This is a genomic window from Pedobacter yonginensis, assembly GCF_003173595.1.
Taxonomy (GTDB): Bacteria; Bacteroidota; Bacteroidia; order Sphingobacteriales; family Sphingobacteriaceae; genus Pedobacter; species Pedobacter yonginense.
This window is the reverse complement of sequence record NZ_QGNZ01000003.1, coordinates 608,488-623,146: the sequence shown is the minus strand read 5'-3', so window position 1 is coordinate 623,146 and position 14,659 is coordinate 608,488. Positions and strand designations below refer to the sequence as shown.

Sequence of the window (14,659 nt, the reverse complement as noted above, 5' to 3'; positions counted from 1 at the left end):
ACAAATTTTAATTATCCAAAGTTAATTTAATTATTGCATTAAAAAATGGAAAATAAGAAAGAAGAAAATTCCGGAAGAAAGATAAATGCAGCGGCTAAATATTCGGCTATTGGCTTTCAAATGATTGCCACTATTGGATTGTTAACCTTGATAGGCTATAAAATAGATCAGCATAGAAATAGTAAAACTAATTTAATTACAGCACTTTTTGCATTGGTTGGTGTTGGGATTGCTCTGTACCAAGCCATTCGCCAGGCGACAAGGTAATTTTTACTTTTTCAGTTACGAACTGTAATCGTTAATTGCCAACAATCTATCAATCAAACAATTTCAGATTAGCACGGGGCTTATCGCCCTAAAATCCTATCTTTGCAGAAGTTTTTATTTGCAAAGAAATTATTCCATTGAATCTGGCCAAATTTACGAGTCTATACCTCATTTTTATTGGTGCCCTAGTTGGCATTGTTGCTGTTTTACCCCTGATATTTTCTGGTTCGCAATTGTTTGTGCCTAATTTTTGGCTGATGTTTGGCTTCTTGGCTGGCATCACTTACATTGCTTATTTACTTGTTGATATTGGTATAAAACGGAACCCAGAAGCAGGTATTATGGCCATTATGGGATCTATTGCGGTGAAGATGTTATTTTGTATGGCTTTTGTGCTGATTTACAGTATTAAAGTGAAGGGAATTGGGCTAATATTTCTGCTAAATTTTTTTTCTTTATATTTATTGTTTTCAGTCTTTGAAGTTTACTGTTTGTTACGTAACTTGCGCCACCAAAATTTAAAGTAAAAATCTGCCAATAAATGGATTGTAACCAAGTTTTTGTGTCGAAAGTTAAAAGGCTAATTGTTGTTTTTACGCTTTTAATAGCGTTTTTATCTGTTAAAATTGATGCTTTCGCTCAAGTTGATAGTGCTGTAGTTCCTGTTGATAGTGCCGTAGCTAAAACTGCTGAAGCAGTTTCTGGCGAACATGGTACTGAAGAGCATGGTAAAGAAAAATTCGAGCCAACTAAGGTAATTATGGAGCACATTGCGGATTCGCACATGTGGCATTTCTGGGGACATGTTTCCATGCCGCTTCCAGTAATTCTTTATACCTCAAATGGATTGGAGTTTTTCTCATCTGGTCACTTCCATCATGGAGAAGAAGATTATAAGGGCACATATAACACTTACCGTTTGGTTGAAGATCACATCAAAGTAGTTGGTGCTGATGGGCAAGTAGATGAAGCCGCTAGTAAAGCCGTGTTGGATTTTTCAATCACAAAAAACGTTGCTGCAATGTTTGTAGCAATTTTCTTAATCGTTGTTGTGTTTACTTCTGTTGCAGCATCATACAGAAAGCGTGTTGGAAGAGCTCCTAAAGGGTTACAGTCTTTCTTAGAGCCAATTATCGTTTTCGTTAGAGACGATATTGCAAAGCCTAACATCGGTCATAAATACGCGAAGTTTATGCCGTATTTGTTAACGGTGTTTTTCTTTATATGGTTTAATAACTTATTGGGTCTTTTCCCAATTTTCCCAGGTGGGGCAAATGTTACGGGTAATATTGCTTTAACATTTGTGATGGCTTTGGGCACGATGATTATCGTTAATATCAATGGAAACAAATATTATTGGAAACACATTTTTAGACCAGATGTTCCTTGGTGGTTGTATCCGATTATGATTCCTGTTGAGTTAATCGGTATCATTTCTAAACCATTTGCCTTAATGATTCGTTTGTTTGCGAACATTACTGCTGGTCACATTATCGTATTAAGTTTAATATCCTTAATATTTATTTTCGAAACGCTAGCTATTGCTCCAGTTTCAGTAGCATTCGTATTGTTTATGGATGTGTTGGAGTTGTTGGTGGCATTTTTACAAGCCTTTATTTTTACATTACTTACTGCGCTTTTTATAGGTATGGCAGTAGAAGAACATCATTAATAGAAAACTATTTTTTACAATTAATATAAATTAAATTAGTTATGGTAGGTTCAATCGCGGCAATTGGTGCCGGTTTAGCAGTAATCGGTGCAGGTATCGGTATCGGTCAAGTAGGTGGTAAAGCAATGGAAGGTATTGCTCGTCAACCAGAAGCTGCATCAAAAATTCAGACTGCAATGATTATTGCTGCTGCCCTTATTGAGGGTGCTGCTTTATTCGGTGTAGTAGTTGCATTATTAGGAAACAATCCTCAGTAATTCAAACTGAAAAATTTAGGCAGGGTATTTAACGATTGGTTATTTACCCAGCCTTAATAACAAAGATTATTTTAAAAATTAGATAAAATGGAATTAGTAACCCCAAGCATAGGATTAGTTTTTTGGACCGGAATATCGTTCATCTGCTTATTAATATTACTTAGGAAATTTGCGTGGAAGCCTATTTTAGGTGCTATACATGAGCGTGAGCAGAGTATTGATGAGGCTTTAAACAAAGCTGAATTGGCAAAACAAGAAATGGCTCGTTTAACTGCTCAAAATCAAGACTTAATGCAACAGGCACGTGCCGAACGCGATGAGATTTTGAAAGAAGCTAAAACCCTTAAAGACGGAATCTTAAACGAAGCAAAAAAACAAGCTCAGGTAGAGGGTTCTAAATTAATCGAAAAAGCTAAGATTGAAATTGAAAACCAGAAGAAAGCAGCTTTAGCTGAAGTTAAAGATCAGGTTTCTACGCTATCATTAGAGATTGCTGAACGTGTGTTACGTACCCAATTGGATGATAAAACAAAACAAGAGGCTTTGGTAGCTAATTTGTTAAAAGACGTTGAATTAAACTAAGACATTAGATTTGAGATGATAGACTTGAGCACAGTATGGTGTTTCATATCTCAAATCTCACATCGCATAACTAAAATTTATGTCAGAAATTAAAGTTGCAAGCAGATATGCCAAATCGTTAATAGATTTATCCGTTGAAAACAACGCTTTAGAATCTTCTTATAATGATATGGTTTTGTTTGAAAAAGTGGTTGACGAAACCCCTGAGCTAGAAGCGATATTGAAAAACCCAATTGTACCTTTAGATAAAAAGACGGGTATTTTGAATGGTATTTTTGCTGATAAGGTAAGTAAGTTAACCATCACCTTTTTCAAAATCGTAATTAGCAAAGGTCGTTCTGCAATTCTATTTGCTACTGCTAAACAATTTGTACAACAATATAATCTAATTAAAGGGATTGTTACTGCTGATGTAACTACTGCAACCGCTTTAGGGGCAACAGCTAAAGATCAAATTGTTGATATTGTAAAAAGAGAATTAGGTGCCAATCAGGTTATTGTTAATGAGAAAATTGATGATAAACTAATTGGTGGTTTTATACTTAAAGTTGGTGATAAGCAATTTGATGCTAGTATTGCGAGCGGTTTGAGTAAACTTAAAAAGGAATTTGCGGCTTAATTAAAGGACTGGATGATCAATACATCCTCATTTTGTTTTAAAACTATGAGGGGTACTGAAATAACCCAAGAACTACAGCCCCAAAATATATAAACCCGATTGGCAGCAATAGCCTTTGAAGCTGAAAGCGAAAAGCTTAAGCAGAAAGCGGGACGACAAAAATAAAAGAACTACAAGATTTACATTTACAAAAAGATATAATTAAAATTATGGTAGAGGTAAGACCAGACGAAGTATCGGCAATTATCAGACAGCAATTGGCGGGCTTTAAATCAGAAACCGAACTGGAAGAAGTTGGTACCGTGTTGCAAGTGGGCGACGGTATTGCCCGCGTTTACGGTTTAACTAAAGTTCAATCGGGAGAGCTGGTTGAATTTGCAAATGGATTACAAGGGATTGTATTAAACCTTGAAGAAGATAACGTTGGTGTGGTACTTTTAGGTGCTTCTGACGAGATTAAAGAAGGTGATACCATTAAACGTACCAAAAAAATTGCCTCTATTAAAGTTGGTGAAGGTATGCTTGGCCGCGTAGTGAACACTTTGGGTTTACCTTTAGATGGTAAAGGCCCAATTTTAGGTGAAACTTACGAAATGCCTTTAGAGCGTAAAGCGCCAGGTGTAATTTATCGCCAGCCAGTAAACGAGCCTTTACAAACAGGTATTAAAGCAATTGATGCAATGATTCCAATTGGTCGTGGTCAACGTGAGTTGGTTATCGGTGACCGTCAAATTGGTAAAACTGCTGTTTGTATTGATACTATTATTAATCAAAAAGAATTTTATGAAGCAGGCCAACCTGTGTTCTGTATTTATGTAGCCATCGGTCAGAAAAACTCTACCGTTGCAAACATTGTACGTACACTAGAAGAAAATGGCGCTTTACCATATACTGTTGTTGTTGCTGCTTCTGCTGCTGACCCTGCTCCAATGCAGTTTTACGCTCCATTTGCAGGTGCTGCAATTGGTGAGTTTTTCCGCGATACGGGTAAACCAGCTTTAATTGTTTATGATGATTTATCTAAACAAGCAGTTGCTTACCGTGAGGTATCGTTGTTGCTTCGCCGTCCACCAGGTCGTGAGGCTTATCCAGGAGACGTTTTCTACTTACACAGTCGTTTGTTAGAAAGGGCTGCTAAGATTAATGCAAATGATGATATTGCTAAAGCAATGAACGATTTGCCAGAATCTATCCGTCATATTGTTAAAGGTGGTGGTTCGTTAACTGCACTTCCTATTATCGAAACCCAAGCGGGAGACGTTTCAGCATATATTCCAACCAACGTAATTTCGATTACTGATGGTCAGATTTTCTTAGAGTCGAACTTGTTCAACTCAGGTATTCGTCCGGCAATTAACGTAGGTATCTCGGTATCACGTGTGGGTGGTAATGCTCAAATTAAATCGATGAAGAAAGTAGCAGGTACGTTAAAGTTAGATCAAGCGCAGTACCGTGAGCTAGAGGCTTTCTCTAAATTCGGTTCTGACTTAGATGCAGCAACTAAATCTGTTTTAGATAAAGGTGCACGTAACGTACAAATGTTAAAACAAGCACAGTTTACACCGTTTACGGTAGAAAAACAAGTTGCTATTGTTTATGCAGGTACTAAAAACTTAATGCGTAGCGTTCCGGTTGATAAGGTAAAAGAATTCGAAACTGAATATTTAACTCAATTGGAAATGCGTCATCCGGAAACTTTAGCGGCATTAAAAGCTGGTAAGTTTGACGATACCATTACTGGAGTTTTAGATACAGTAGCGAAAGAGATTTCAAGTAAATATTAATAAGGATAGAGTTTTTAGTATCAAGTATCAAGACGAATTTTTTTAAAACAATCTTGTTACTTGATACTGCTAAAATAAACTAATTAGATACAGGTTACTGAGTTTCGAATAGCAGTCTGGACCCAAATCCAAATCTATGCTCGATACTTAATACTCGATACTAAAAAAGAATGGCTAATTTAAAAGAAGTAAGAAACCGAATCGCATCGGTACAATCAACCCAGCAGATTACCAAGGCTATGAAAATGGTTTCGGCAGCGAAGTTGAAGCGTGCAACCAATGCAATTATCGCTTTACGTCCTTATGCAACTAAACTGAAAGAGATTTTAGGTAATCTATCTGCTAGTTTAGAGGGTTCTTCGTCGCCTTTTATTCAAGAGCGTGAACCGAATAAGGTTTTGATTGTTACCGTATCATCAAACCGTGGTTTGGCTGGTGCTTTTAACATGAACGTAATTAAAGCGGCCAATAATTTAATTGCTGAAAAATATAGCGAACAGTTGAAAAACGGTAATGTGAGCATTATTTCTATCGGTAAGAAAACACAAGATTTTTACGAAAAACGTAATTATAAAGTTATTGGTAATAACAACGAGCTTTATTCGGCTTTAACTTTCGAAAATGTAACCAAAATTACAGATGCCATCATGGCTGGGTTTATTAAAGGTGATTTTGATAAAGTTGAAGTAGTTTACAATCGTTTTAAAAATGCAGCTGTTCAAATTATTACTTCTGAGCAATTGTTGCCATTGCCAAAAGCCGAAGAAACAAAGGTTGAAACAAAATCAACCAATGTAGATTACATTTTGGAACCATCACAAGAAGAAATTGTTGAACAGTTAATTCCTAAATCGGTTAAAATTCAATTGTATAAAGCTGTGTTAGATTCTCATGCATCTGAACATGGTGCACGTATGACATCAATGGATAAAGCAACTGAAAATGCTGGTGAATTATTGAAAGCATTAAAGCTTTCTTATAACCAAGCCCGCCAGGCCGCGATTACGACAGAATTAACGGAGATTGTAAGTGGTGCAGCCGCATTGAATGGATAATAACAAAATCCTTTAAAAAGATTTAAAAATATCAAGGCCCATTTCTGCAAAGAATGGGCTTTTTTATTTTTCACTAATTCTCAAATCCAAAATTATTATGATTATTTTGGATTTTAATCCAAAATTATTATGTTTTTATTGGATTGTAATCCAGAATTATTATACTTTTGTATGTTGATTAAAAGGTATGATTGTTAGAAAACAAATTGACTATGCTTTGGCACGGCTTTTTAGAGGGAAGGCTTTCATCGTTTTTGGCCCTCGACAAACGGGTAAGACAACCTTTGTAGAGCAATTATTGGCGGAAGTTAATAAAAAGACTTTGTACCTTAACGGTGATGATGCTGATGTAAGGGAGCGTTTAGCTAAACCAAATGCTACGCAGATTGCACAATTGCTTGGCGATTATGAAATACTTTTTATAGATGAGGCACAGCGGATTTCTGAAGTTGGTTTATTAATCAAGATTATCGTTGATCGATTTAAAAGTGTTCAGGTCATCGCAACAGGATCTTCGGCTTTTGAGTTGTCTGATAAAATTAACGAACCCTTAACGGGAAGAAAGTATGAAATGATGCTTTTACCATTTTCGTATGCGGAACTGGTTAATCATACCGATTTTATTACTGAAGAAAGGTTTATAGAACAGCGTTTAATTTACGGCTCTTATCCCGAAGTGATTAATGACCCTCAACACGCAGAAGAGCACTTAAAATTATTGGCTGATAGTTATCTATATAAAGATTTATTTGCTTTGGAAGAGGTAAAGAAACCTTTACTGTTTGAGAAAATTGTGAAAGCTTTAGCCTTGCAGATTGGAAGCGAAGTTAACTTTTCTGAACTGGCTCAGTTGGTAAAGGCTGATCAAAAAACAGTAGAAAAGTATATCAGTTTATTGGAAAAATCGTTTGTTATTTTTACACTACATGCTTTTTCTGGTAATGTCAGGAATGAAATTAAAAAGAATAAGAAAATCTATTTCTACGATACCGGGATAGTAAATGCCGTTACCCGAAACTTTAGTTCTTTATCAAATAGGAATGATGTTGGTGCTTTATTTGAAAATTATATGATTGCAGAGCGGATTAAATATTTGCAACAAAATCAACTCGAAGCCCAAACTTTTTTTTGGCGTACCACCCAGCAGCAGGAAATAGATTATATCGAACAAACCGATCAACGACTTTTGGCTGTAGAATTTAAATGGAATGAAAAAGGTAAAAATAAAATACCGGTTACCTTTACACAGGCTTACCCAAAAGCAGAAGTATTAATTTTATCAAAAGCAGAAAGAGGTATTTTTTTAAAAACTTAGTTTAAAGTAGGCTTGTTGTCTTTGTCTGTTATTTCTCCAATCATGAAAAAATATATTTTTATCGTTTTAGTGCTGCTCTCAACTGGTGCTCAGGCTCAATCTCCAGCCAGAGACTACACAAATGCTGTGCTATGGCAACAAACATCTGGTGAGTACAGGGCCTTGTGTTTCCAAGCCTATAATTTCGCTCGCTTTTCCCTTAAGGAAGCGCTATGGGCAAATACCAGCAAGAAACCAAATTGCATCATTGTTGATATTGATGAAACCGTTTTAGACAACTCTCCATTTCAAGGCCATGAAATTAAAAAAGATTTAAGTTATAGCCCTACCGATTGGACGCAGTGGACCAATCTATCTCAAGCCGATACGGTACCGGGTGCTTTGGCTTTTTTAAAATTTGCAGCAACCAAACAAATTGAAACCTTTTATGTGAGCAATCGTGATGAAAAGGATTATCCAGCAACGCTAAAAAATCTTCAAAATTATGGGTTCCCGTATGCGGATGATGCTCATTTGTTAGTTGCTAAGGGTACATCTAATAAAGAGCCCCGCCGGCAGAAGATTGCTGAAACGCACAACATCTTATTGCTTTGCGGAGATAACTTAAGCGATTTTAGCAACGTTTTCTATCGCGATGGTAAGAATACATTTGAACAAGTTGGTAGCAACCAAGCACTGTTTGGAACTAAATTTATTGTTTTGCCCAACCCAATGTATGGCGATTGGGAAAAACCTTTGTATCAAGGCGAAAAGCTAAGTGAAAAAGATAAAGCACAACAACGTTTAGAACGGTTAAAAAGTTACTAAGTATTTATAAATATTCAGCAATAAGTATTACTTTTGCAACATCATAAAATAAAATTCATTATGGAAAACGAATTAAAACACAATACAGAAAGCATGAAAACGGCTAACCAGCCAGGTATTTATAAAATGATGATTTTTGGCGTACTGGTTTGCATGGTTGGTACTTATGCACGTTTTGCATTTGATTCTTGGGTTTTATCTTTAGTTTCTTGGATTATCTTATTTATCGGTGCGGTTATTTGCATCAAAGGTGTTTTCAAAATTTTAGACGCATAAGAAAAACTTCATATAAAAAATATCGAAAGCCGATTGTGAATTTTCATAATCGGCTTTTTTTTGCCCCTTGCTTTTTGTTGAAAAACAAGGTTTACAAGGGCTATTGACATGTGCTTTCAGCTAACGGGTTACCTAAATCAAATTTCTGTATAAAGGGGAAATAAGACGTTGAAAAACTAACCATAAGCGTCTAACTTCTAATGGCCATTTGAAGCAATATTTTAAAATGATAACATTTTTAGAACCACGAAATCATGAAAAGGAATATTATTGCTTTGGCCTTATGTGCCATATTATTTGGCTGCAATAGCGAAAAAAAATCAGAATCAGCAGACATCGTTTCAGCGAATGATGAGCAGGAAACTGCTCAAAATGAATTGGCCAGAAAGGTAATAAAAACGGCAGATATGCGGTTTAAAGTTAAAGATGCTGTTAAAACCAAACTCGAAATTAGTAAAATTGTAGCCGATCTTGATGGCTCAATCGTAGAATCTACCATCCAAAGTACAATCTTAAACCGAGAACGCGTTGCTTACACAACCGACTCTTTGCAAGAAACCACAGTATTCAAATCAGAAGGCGTAATCATTGCCAAAATACCACCAACTTACCTTAATATTTTTAGCGATTTATTAGCAAAATCTGCTGAGCAAGTAGATAGTGCGAAAATGCAGGCTGATGACCAGAGCATAGAATATTTGCGCAATCGCTTAAAAACAAAAAATAGAGAAGAAGGATTAAATGTTGAAAAGCAGATTGCAGCTAAAAATGCAAAATCAGCCAATGAAGTGATCCAAATGAAAGATGAAATTGTAGATCGGAAAATGGACAATCTAAACATCAATGATAAGAGTAAGTTAAGTACGGTAACGCTTAGTTTTTATCAAGATAAAGGGGTTAGAAAAGTTATCGTAGCGAATGATAATTTGAGCGCCAACCGACCAGCTTTTTTCAATCGCTTGGGAATGGGTCTCAACTCTGGCTGGCAAATGTTTCAAGAAGTTGTATTGTTTTTAGCAAGTTCTTGGGTGCTCATTTTATTGGGGCTTATGGCTTTTATAGGTTTTAAGGTTTACAAACGGAAACATAGCCAAGCTTAAATGGCCAAATAGGCAAGCACAAATGGTACGACTCTATGTTTCGTATTTTCTTCGAAACATAGAGTTTCTTATAAAATGCCAATAGTTTTATTTGTTATGCGCGCACACTTCTTGGTTTTAACTCCTAATGTTTTGGCAATTACATTAACTGTATATGTAAAGTTCTGGCTTTGAGCCTTGCTTTAGTAAACCTGCGTGCTTAAACCCGACAGAAGCGGCAGCCCCGAAATGCAATGAAGGGCTATAGCGAATGGCGGGACTGCTTTTGCCCAAATGCATCTGTATTTGCTTTCCAATAAATGGTATCCTTATTTGATTGATTTTAAGCAGCAATATTTAAATTACGGGTTAAGTTGCTATTTCTTCGCTTTTACAGTTAAGCCCTTAACTTTGGTCTTATTATCGCTTACGAAAGATTCCCAACCGGAGTAGGTTTTTGATTTCCCACCACTGGTAATTTTCTGGAAGGAATGGCACATGGCAACAGCCAAGCCATCGGTAGCATCTAAAAATTCGGGGGTTTCTTTAAAGTTTAGCAATCTTTGCAACATCGATGCAACTTGTTCTTTAGTGGCGTTGCCATTGCCTGTAATGGATTGTTTAATTTTTCTTGGAGAATATTCGGTTACCGAAATATTGCGAGATAGGGCGGCTGCGATTGCAATGCCTTGTGCTCGGCCCAATTTTAAAAGTACCTGTATGTTTTTTCCATAAAATGGGGCTTCAATAGCCAAAACATCGGGCTTATATTGATCAATTAGAACGACTGTCTTTTCGAAAATTCTTTGAAGTTTTAAAAATGGATCATCTAGATGAGTCATTTTTACAACGCCCAAACTAATTAACTCTGTTTTATTTCCCTTCTCCAAGATTACGCCATAGCCCATCACCGCAGTGCCTGGATCTATGCCCATAATGACGCGTTCCTTTTTTTCGTTCAACATTACAGCAATATTAAGCATATTTGCAAACTAAAAGGAAAATCTTGACAGGTAAGCACAAAAAAATATTATCCATTCTAATAAAGGCCGCAATTGTATTATTTGCTTTTTGGTTTATCTATCATAAAATTGTAGCAAACAAAAATCTACAAAATTTTGAAGGGCTTTTAAAGGATATTGGCGGTGCAGAGATTTTTTTTGTAATTGGTTTGGTTTTCTCCTTAATGCTGGTGAACTGGATTTTAGAAGCGGCCAAGTGGAAAAGGTTGATGAGTCATATAGAGCGCATTAGCTTTTGGCGGGCAATTGAATCGGTTTTTTGTGGCCTAACCTTGGCCATTTTTACTCCAAACCGTTTGGGCGAATACGGTGGACGAGTTTTCTTCTTATCACCCAAGAGGCGCATTGTAGGCATTGTGGCCATGACAGTTGGCAATATTGGTCAACTCGTTCTTACGAACGTTTTCGGGGCAATTGCAGCCTGTTTTTTCATTTACAGATTTATTCCAATAGATCATTTGATGTTTATGGCTGTAGTTGTGTTGGCTTCTGCTTTTTGTTTGTTTTTTATTGTCTTCTACTTCAACATACAATGGCTCAACGGAATTTTATTATCCTTCAAACTAACCAGAAAGTATAAGAAATTTTATAGCATTTTAGGTCGATATAGAAAAGGCGAGCTATTTAAAATCATCCTTTTTTGCTTGGCTAGGTACATGGTTTTTAGTTCACAATATTTTATCTTATTTGTTTGGCTCGTACCAGGTTTGCAGTACGCAGATATTGTAATGATGACCTGTTTATTGTTTCTAATTCAATCGGCTTTGCCCTCTTTAGATCTTTTTGACGTTGGGGTTAGGAGTGTAACCGCTGTGGAATTGTTTAAGCATGTAACCAATCAGCATGTGGCGGTTATTGCATGTACGGCAAGTATTTGGCTGATAAATATTATTATTCCTGCTATATTAGGCACTTATTTCGTTTTTAAACTTAATTTTTTTGGAAATCCTAAAACTCATTAGTCTTTTATCGGCTGCATTAACCTTAATTTATGGCATTCTGGTCTTAAGTTTTATTAGAGGCTGGCATAAATTAATTTATTTCACACCGATAAATTCTGAGGCAAAAACCAAAGTTTCGATTATTGTTGCTGCCCGAAATGAGGAGAATAACATTACCAAAACCATCGAAGATTTAATCGCTCAACAATATCCTAAGCGCTTAACAGAAATTATCATTATCGATGATCATTCTACAGATTGTACAGCAGAAATTGTACTGAGCTATTCAGATAGAGGGGTTAAGTTAATCAAGCTAAATGAAGATCGGGCACTTAACTCATATAAGAAAAAAGCAATTCAAACCGCTATCGGAACTTGTATTGGCGACTTAATTATTACAACTGACGCTGATTGCAGAATGGGTGTAAATTGGCTTTCCACAATTGTTAGCTTATATGAGGAAAAGGATTTCAAGATGATTTCTTCGCCTGTTGCTTACTTTCAAGAGAAAAGCTTTTTCGAAAGACTACAATCGTTGGAGTTTTTATACTTAATTGGTTTGGGCGCATCTACCATCGGGAACAAGCAACCTTCTACCTGTAATGGTGCAAATTTAGCCTATGAGAAAGCGACCTTTTATGAAGTGGGTGGCTTTCAGGGGATAGATGATTTAGCTTCTGGTGATGATGAATTGCTATTGCACAAAATCGCAGCAAAATATCCAGATCAAATTGGTTTCCTTAAAAATAGAGAAGCAATTGTATATACCCATGCAAAAGAAAATCTAAGTGCATTTATTGAGCAGCGGAAAAGGTGGGCATCAAAAAGTACTCGGTATAAAAACAAGGCCATAATTGTTTTAGGGGTTTTAATTTGGATTTTTAATTTGAGTATTCTGGGTAATTTTATAGCTGGGCTGTTTTTTAGTGGGTTTTTAACTGTCACATTTTATCAGTTATTGGTTAAAATGATTTTAGAAACCTTATTTTTATACGATGTAACTGGCTTTGCAAAGCGTAGAAGTTTACTCATCTTAATCCCTATTTTAAATGTGTTGCACATACTTTATATGGTCTATATCGGCATTGCCGGAAACAGTGGGAAATACAATTGGAAAGGCAGAATGGTTAGATAATGGATAATAGCCCATCTAAAAAGGTTTGGTTAAAGTTTAAGCGCAATAAATTTGCTTTTGGTGGCCTCATATTTATTTTGCTATTGATGCTAATGGGGGTTTTGGGCTATTTAATTATGCCTGATGATTCTCCAAATGCAAACGTTCAACGCGTTCAAATTGCGAAGTTGAAACCAGGTGCAAAGTTTAAGTTTCTGATTATTGAACGCTACGATCATATCAAAAAGGTAGGTTTCTTTGAGCGGATGCTCAACGGGCAGAAACCCAACTTTAAAAGTGTTCCAATTACTTCATACAAACTTGAAAACAATCGTGTTCTGGTTACGGAATATATTGGTGAAGACGAGAAGGCCGAAGAAAGTAAGTACGAACTTAAAGAACTTTGTCCGAGTTGCGTATTGCCATCGAAATCTGAAACACAAAAAGACATTTTTGAAAAGAACAATATTTATTCGCAAACCTTTCTGTTAGGAACTGATATATACGGCAGAGATTTGTTGAGCCGTTTGATTTTAGGTATCAGAGTTTCTCTATCCGTTGGTTTAATGGCGGTGCTCATTTCATTATTCATTGGGGTAAGCTTGGGCGCAATTGCGGGTTACTTTGGCGGACGGGTAGATGCCGCAATCAGTTGGTTTATGAACGTAGTGTGGTCCTTACCTTCGTTGCTTTTGGTTATCGCCATCTCTTTCGCGCTTGGAAAGGGCTTTTGGCAAATCTTTATTGCTGTCGGTTTATCTACATGGGTTGATGTAGCCAGATTGGTAAGGGGGCAGGTAATGGCCTTAAAAGAAGTAGAATTTGTAGAAGCCGCAAGAGCTTTGGGTTTCAGTACAAGCAGAACCATCATTAAACACATATTGCCAAATATAGCAGGGCCAATATTGGTGGTGGCCTCTTCAAATTTTGCGTCGGCAATTTTGCTTGAAACGGGCTTGAGTTTTCTTGGCTTTGGGGCCCAACCGCCTATGCCAAGTTGGGGCAGTATGATTAAGGAGCACTATGGTTACATTATTATGGATGCGGCCTACCTTGCCGTTTTACCTGGCTTAGCCATTATGCTTACGGTTTATGCATTTAATGTTTTGGCCATCGGTTTACGAGATGCCTTTGATGTTAAAGGACAGAATGTTACGGTTTAATAGCCTTCTTAACAATTAACTAATCCACCAATTTGCCGATTTACTATTCAACTAAGTCAAATATATATTTAAATTTGTGCTGATGTTATTAAACTGTTATCAACAAGAATTTTTAGAAGCTGGCTGTGATGAAGCGGGAAGAGGTTGCCTTGCTGGGCCTGTTTTTGCGGCTGCTGTAATTTTGCCTAAAGATTTTAATTTTGAAGGTTTAAACGATTCAAAACAACTGAGCCACCAGCAGCGAGAAGAGTTACGGCCAATTATAGAAACACAAGCCCTGGCTTGGGCAGTTGCTTCTTGCGATCATGAAGAAATCGATCAAATTAACATTCTGAATGCCTCTTTTTTGGCTATGCACCGAGCCATTGAAAAATTGCATACCCAACCTCAATACTTAGTTATTGACGGCAACCGATTTAAAGCATTCCCGGCAATTCCGCATAGTTGCATTATAAAAGGGGATGGAAAATACCTGAATATTGCCGCAGCATCTATTTTGGCCAAAACACACCGTGATGAATACATGACGAATCTCCATGTAGAATTTCCGCAGTATAATTGGCAACAAAATAAAGGCTATCCAACAATTGCGCATCGTAAGGCCGTAATGGAAATTGGATTATCGCCTTTTCATCGCAAAACTTTCAACGTACGCGATCCTCAACTCGAATTGTTTTAAATAAAAGCCTAAATTTTTGTATTTTCA

General features: G+C 36.6%; 16 protein-coding genes. 15 read left to right on the top strand and 1 reads right to left on the bottom strand.

The annotated features are described in order from the left end of the window. The first annotated feature begins 45 nt into the window (after positions 1 to 45). The 11 genes from DHW03_RS14360 (at position 46) to DHW03_RS14305 (ending at position 9,734) form a co-directional block, all read left to right on the top strand. Entirely contained in the window at positions 46 to 267 is a 222-nt protein-coding gene (locus tag DHW03_RS14360; protein WP_109926508.1) for an AtpZ/AtpI family protein, read from the top strand. A gap of 541 nt (positions 268 to 808) precedes the next feature. Then, on the top strand, positions 809 to 1,939 hold the full coding sequence (gene atpB / locus DHW03_RS14350) for a F0F1 ATP synthase subunit A (RefSeq protein WP_109926507.1): 1,131 nt from the start codon (positions 809 to 811) through the stop codon (positions 1,937 to 1,939). A gap of 41 nt (positions 1,940 to 1,980) precedes the next feature. After that, positions 1,981 to 2,196, top strand: coding sequence for an ATP synthase F0 subunit C (gene atpE, locus DHW03_RS14345; protein WP_056087863.1), 216 nt, complete (start codon positions 1,981 to 1,983; stop codon positions 2,194 to 2,196). An 87-nt stretch (positions 2,197 to 2,283) separates the two neighbouring features. Next, a complete protein-coding gene (locus DHW03_RS14340) occupies positions 2,284 to 2,778 on the top strand; it encodes a F0F1 ATP synthase subunit B (RefSeq protein ID WP_109926506.1) in 495 nt (164 codons plus the stop codon). Between the two features lie 79 nt (positions 2,779 to 2,857). Beyond that, positions 2,858 to 3,397: an ATP synthase F1 subunit delta gene (gene atpH, locus DHW03_RS14335; protein WP_109926505.1), complete on the top strand. Its 540-nt coding sequence runs from the start codon at positions 2,858 to 2,860 to the stop codon at positions 3,395 to 3,397. 209 nt (positions 3,398 to 3,606) lie between these two features. Continuing rightward, a complete protein-coding gene (gene atpA / locus DHW03_RS14330) occupies positions 3,607 to 5,181 on the top strand; it encodes a F0F1 ATP synthase subunit alpha (protein WP_109926504.1) in 1,575 nt (524 codons plus the stop codon). 170 nt (positions 5,182 to 5,351) lie between these two features. Next, positions 5,352 to 6,236 carry an ATP synthase F1 subunit gamma gene (gene atpG, locus DHW03_RS14325; protein WP_109926503.1) on the top strand — a complete coding sequence of 295 codons (885 nt, stop codon included), beginning with the start codon at positions 5,352 to 5,354 and terminating at the stop codon, positions 6,234 to 6,236. Between the two features lie 187 nt (positions 6,237 to 6,423). After that, the gene (locus tag DHW03_RS14320) at positions 6,424 to 7,551 is read left to right on the top strand and encodes an ATP-binding protein (protein ID WP_109926502.1); all 1,128 of its coding nucleotides are present in this window, start codon (positions 6,424 to 6,426) and stop codon (positions 7,549 to 7,551) included. Positions 7,552 to 7,593: 42 nt separating this feature from the next. Continuing rightward, on the top strand, positions 7,594 to 8,358 hold the full coding sequence (locus tag DHW03_RS14315; protein WP_109926501.1) for a 5'-nucleotidase, lipoprotein e(P4) family: 765 nt from the start codon (positions 7,594 to 7,596) through the stop codon (positions 8,356 to 8,358). Positions 8,359 to 8,418: 60 nt separating this feature from the next. Continuing rightward, positions 8,419 to 8,634 carry a hypothetical protein gene (locus DHW03_RS14310; protein ID WP_109926500.1) on the top strand — a complete coding sequence of 72 codons (216 nt, stop codon included), beginning with the start codon at positions 8,419 to 8,421 and terminating at the stop codon, positions 8,632 to 8,634. 254 nt (positions 8,635 to 8,888) lie between these two features. Beyond that, on the top strand, positions 8,889 to 9,734 hold the full coding sequence (locus tag DHW03_RS14305; protein WP_109926499.1) for a DUF4349 domain-containing protein: 846 nt from the start codon (positions 8,889 to 8,891) through the stop codon (positions 9,732 to 9,734). A 356-nt stretch (positions 9,735 to 10,090) separates the two neighbouring features. Here DHW03_RS14305 and ruvC read toward each other — a convergent pair whose 3' ends face one another. Beyond that, a complete protein-coding gene (gene ruvC, locus DHW03_RS14300; RefSeq protein WP_109926648.1) occupies positions 10,091 to 10,678 on the bottom strand; it encodes a crossover junction endodeoxyribonuclease RuvC in 588 nt (195 codons plus the stop codon). Between the two features lie 41 nt (positions 10,679 to 10,719). Here ruvC and DHW03_RS14295 point away from each other — a divergent pair, with 41 nt between their 5' ends. From DHW03_RS14295 to DHW03_RS14280, 4 genes are all read left to right on the top strand, one after another. After that, positions 10,720 to 11,697: a lysylphosphatidylglycerol synthase transmembrane domain-containing protein gene (locus DHW03_RS14295; protein WP_109926498.1), complete on the top strand. Its 978-nt coding sequence runs from the start codon at positions 10,720 to 10,722 to the stop codon at positions 11,695 to 11,697. After that, positions 11,675 to 12,811, top strand: a complete 1,137-nt coding sequence (locus tag DHW03_RS14290) for a glycosyltransferase family 2 protein (RefSeq protein WP_109926497.1) — start codon at positions 11,675 to 11,677, stop codon at positions 12,809 to 12,811. Before DHW03_RS14295 ends, DHW03_RS14290 begins: the two co-directional genes overlap by 23 nt. After that, positions 12,811 to 13,953 (top strand): ABC transporter permease, encoded by a 1,143-nt coding sequence (locus DHW03_RS14285; RefSeq protein ID WP_109926496.1) that lies wholly within the window; start codon positions 12,811 to 12,813, stop codon positions 13,951 to 13,953. Before DHW03_RS14290 ends, DHW03_RS14285 begins: the two co-directional genes overlap by 1 nt. Positions 13,954 to 14,035: 82 nt before the next feature. Then, positions 14,036 to 14,632: a ribonuclease HII gene (locus DHW03_RS14280; protein WP_109926495.1), complete on the top strand. Its 597-nt coding sequence runs from the start codon at positions 14,036 to 14,038 to the stop codon at positions 14,630 to 14,632. Positions 14,633 to 14,659: the final 27 nt, after the last annotated feature.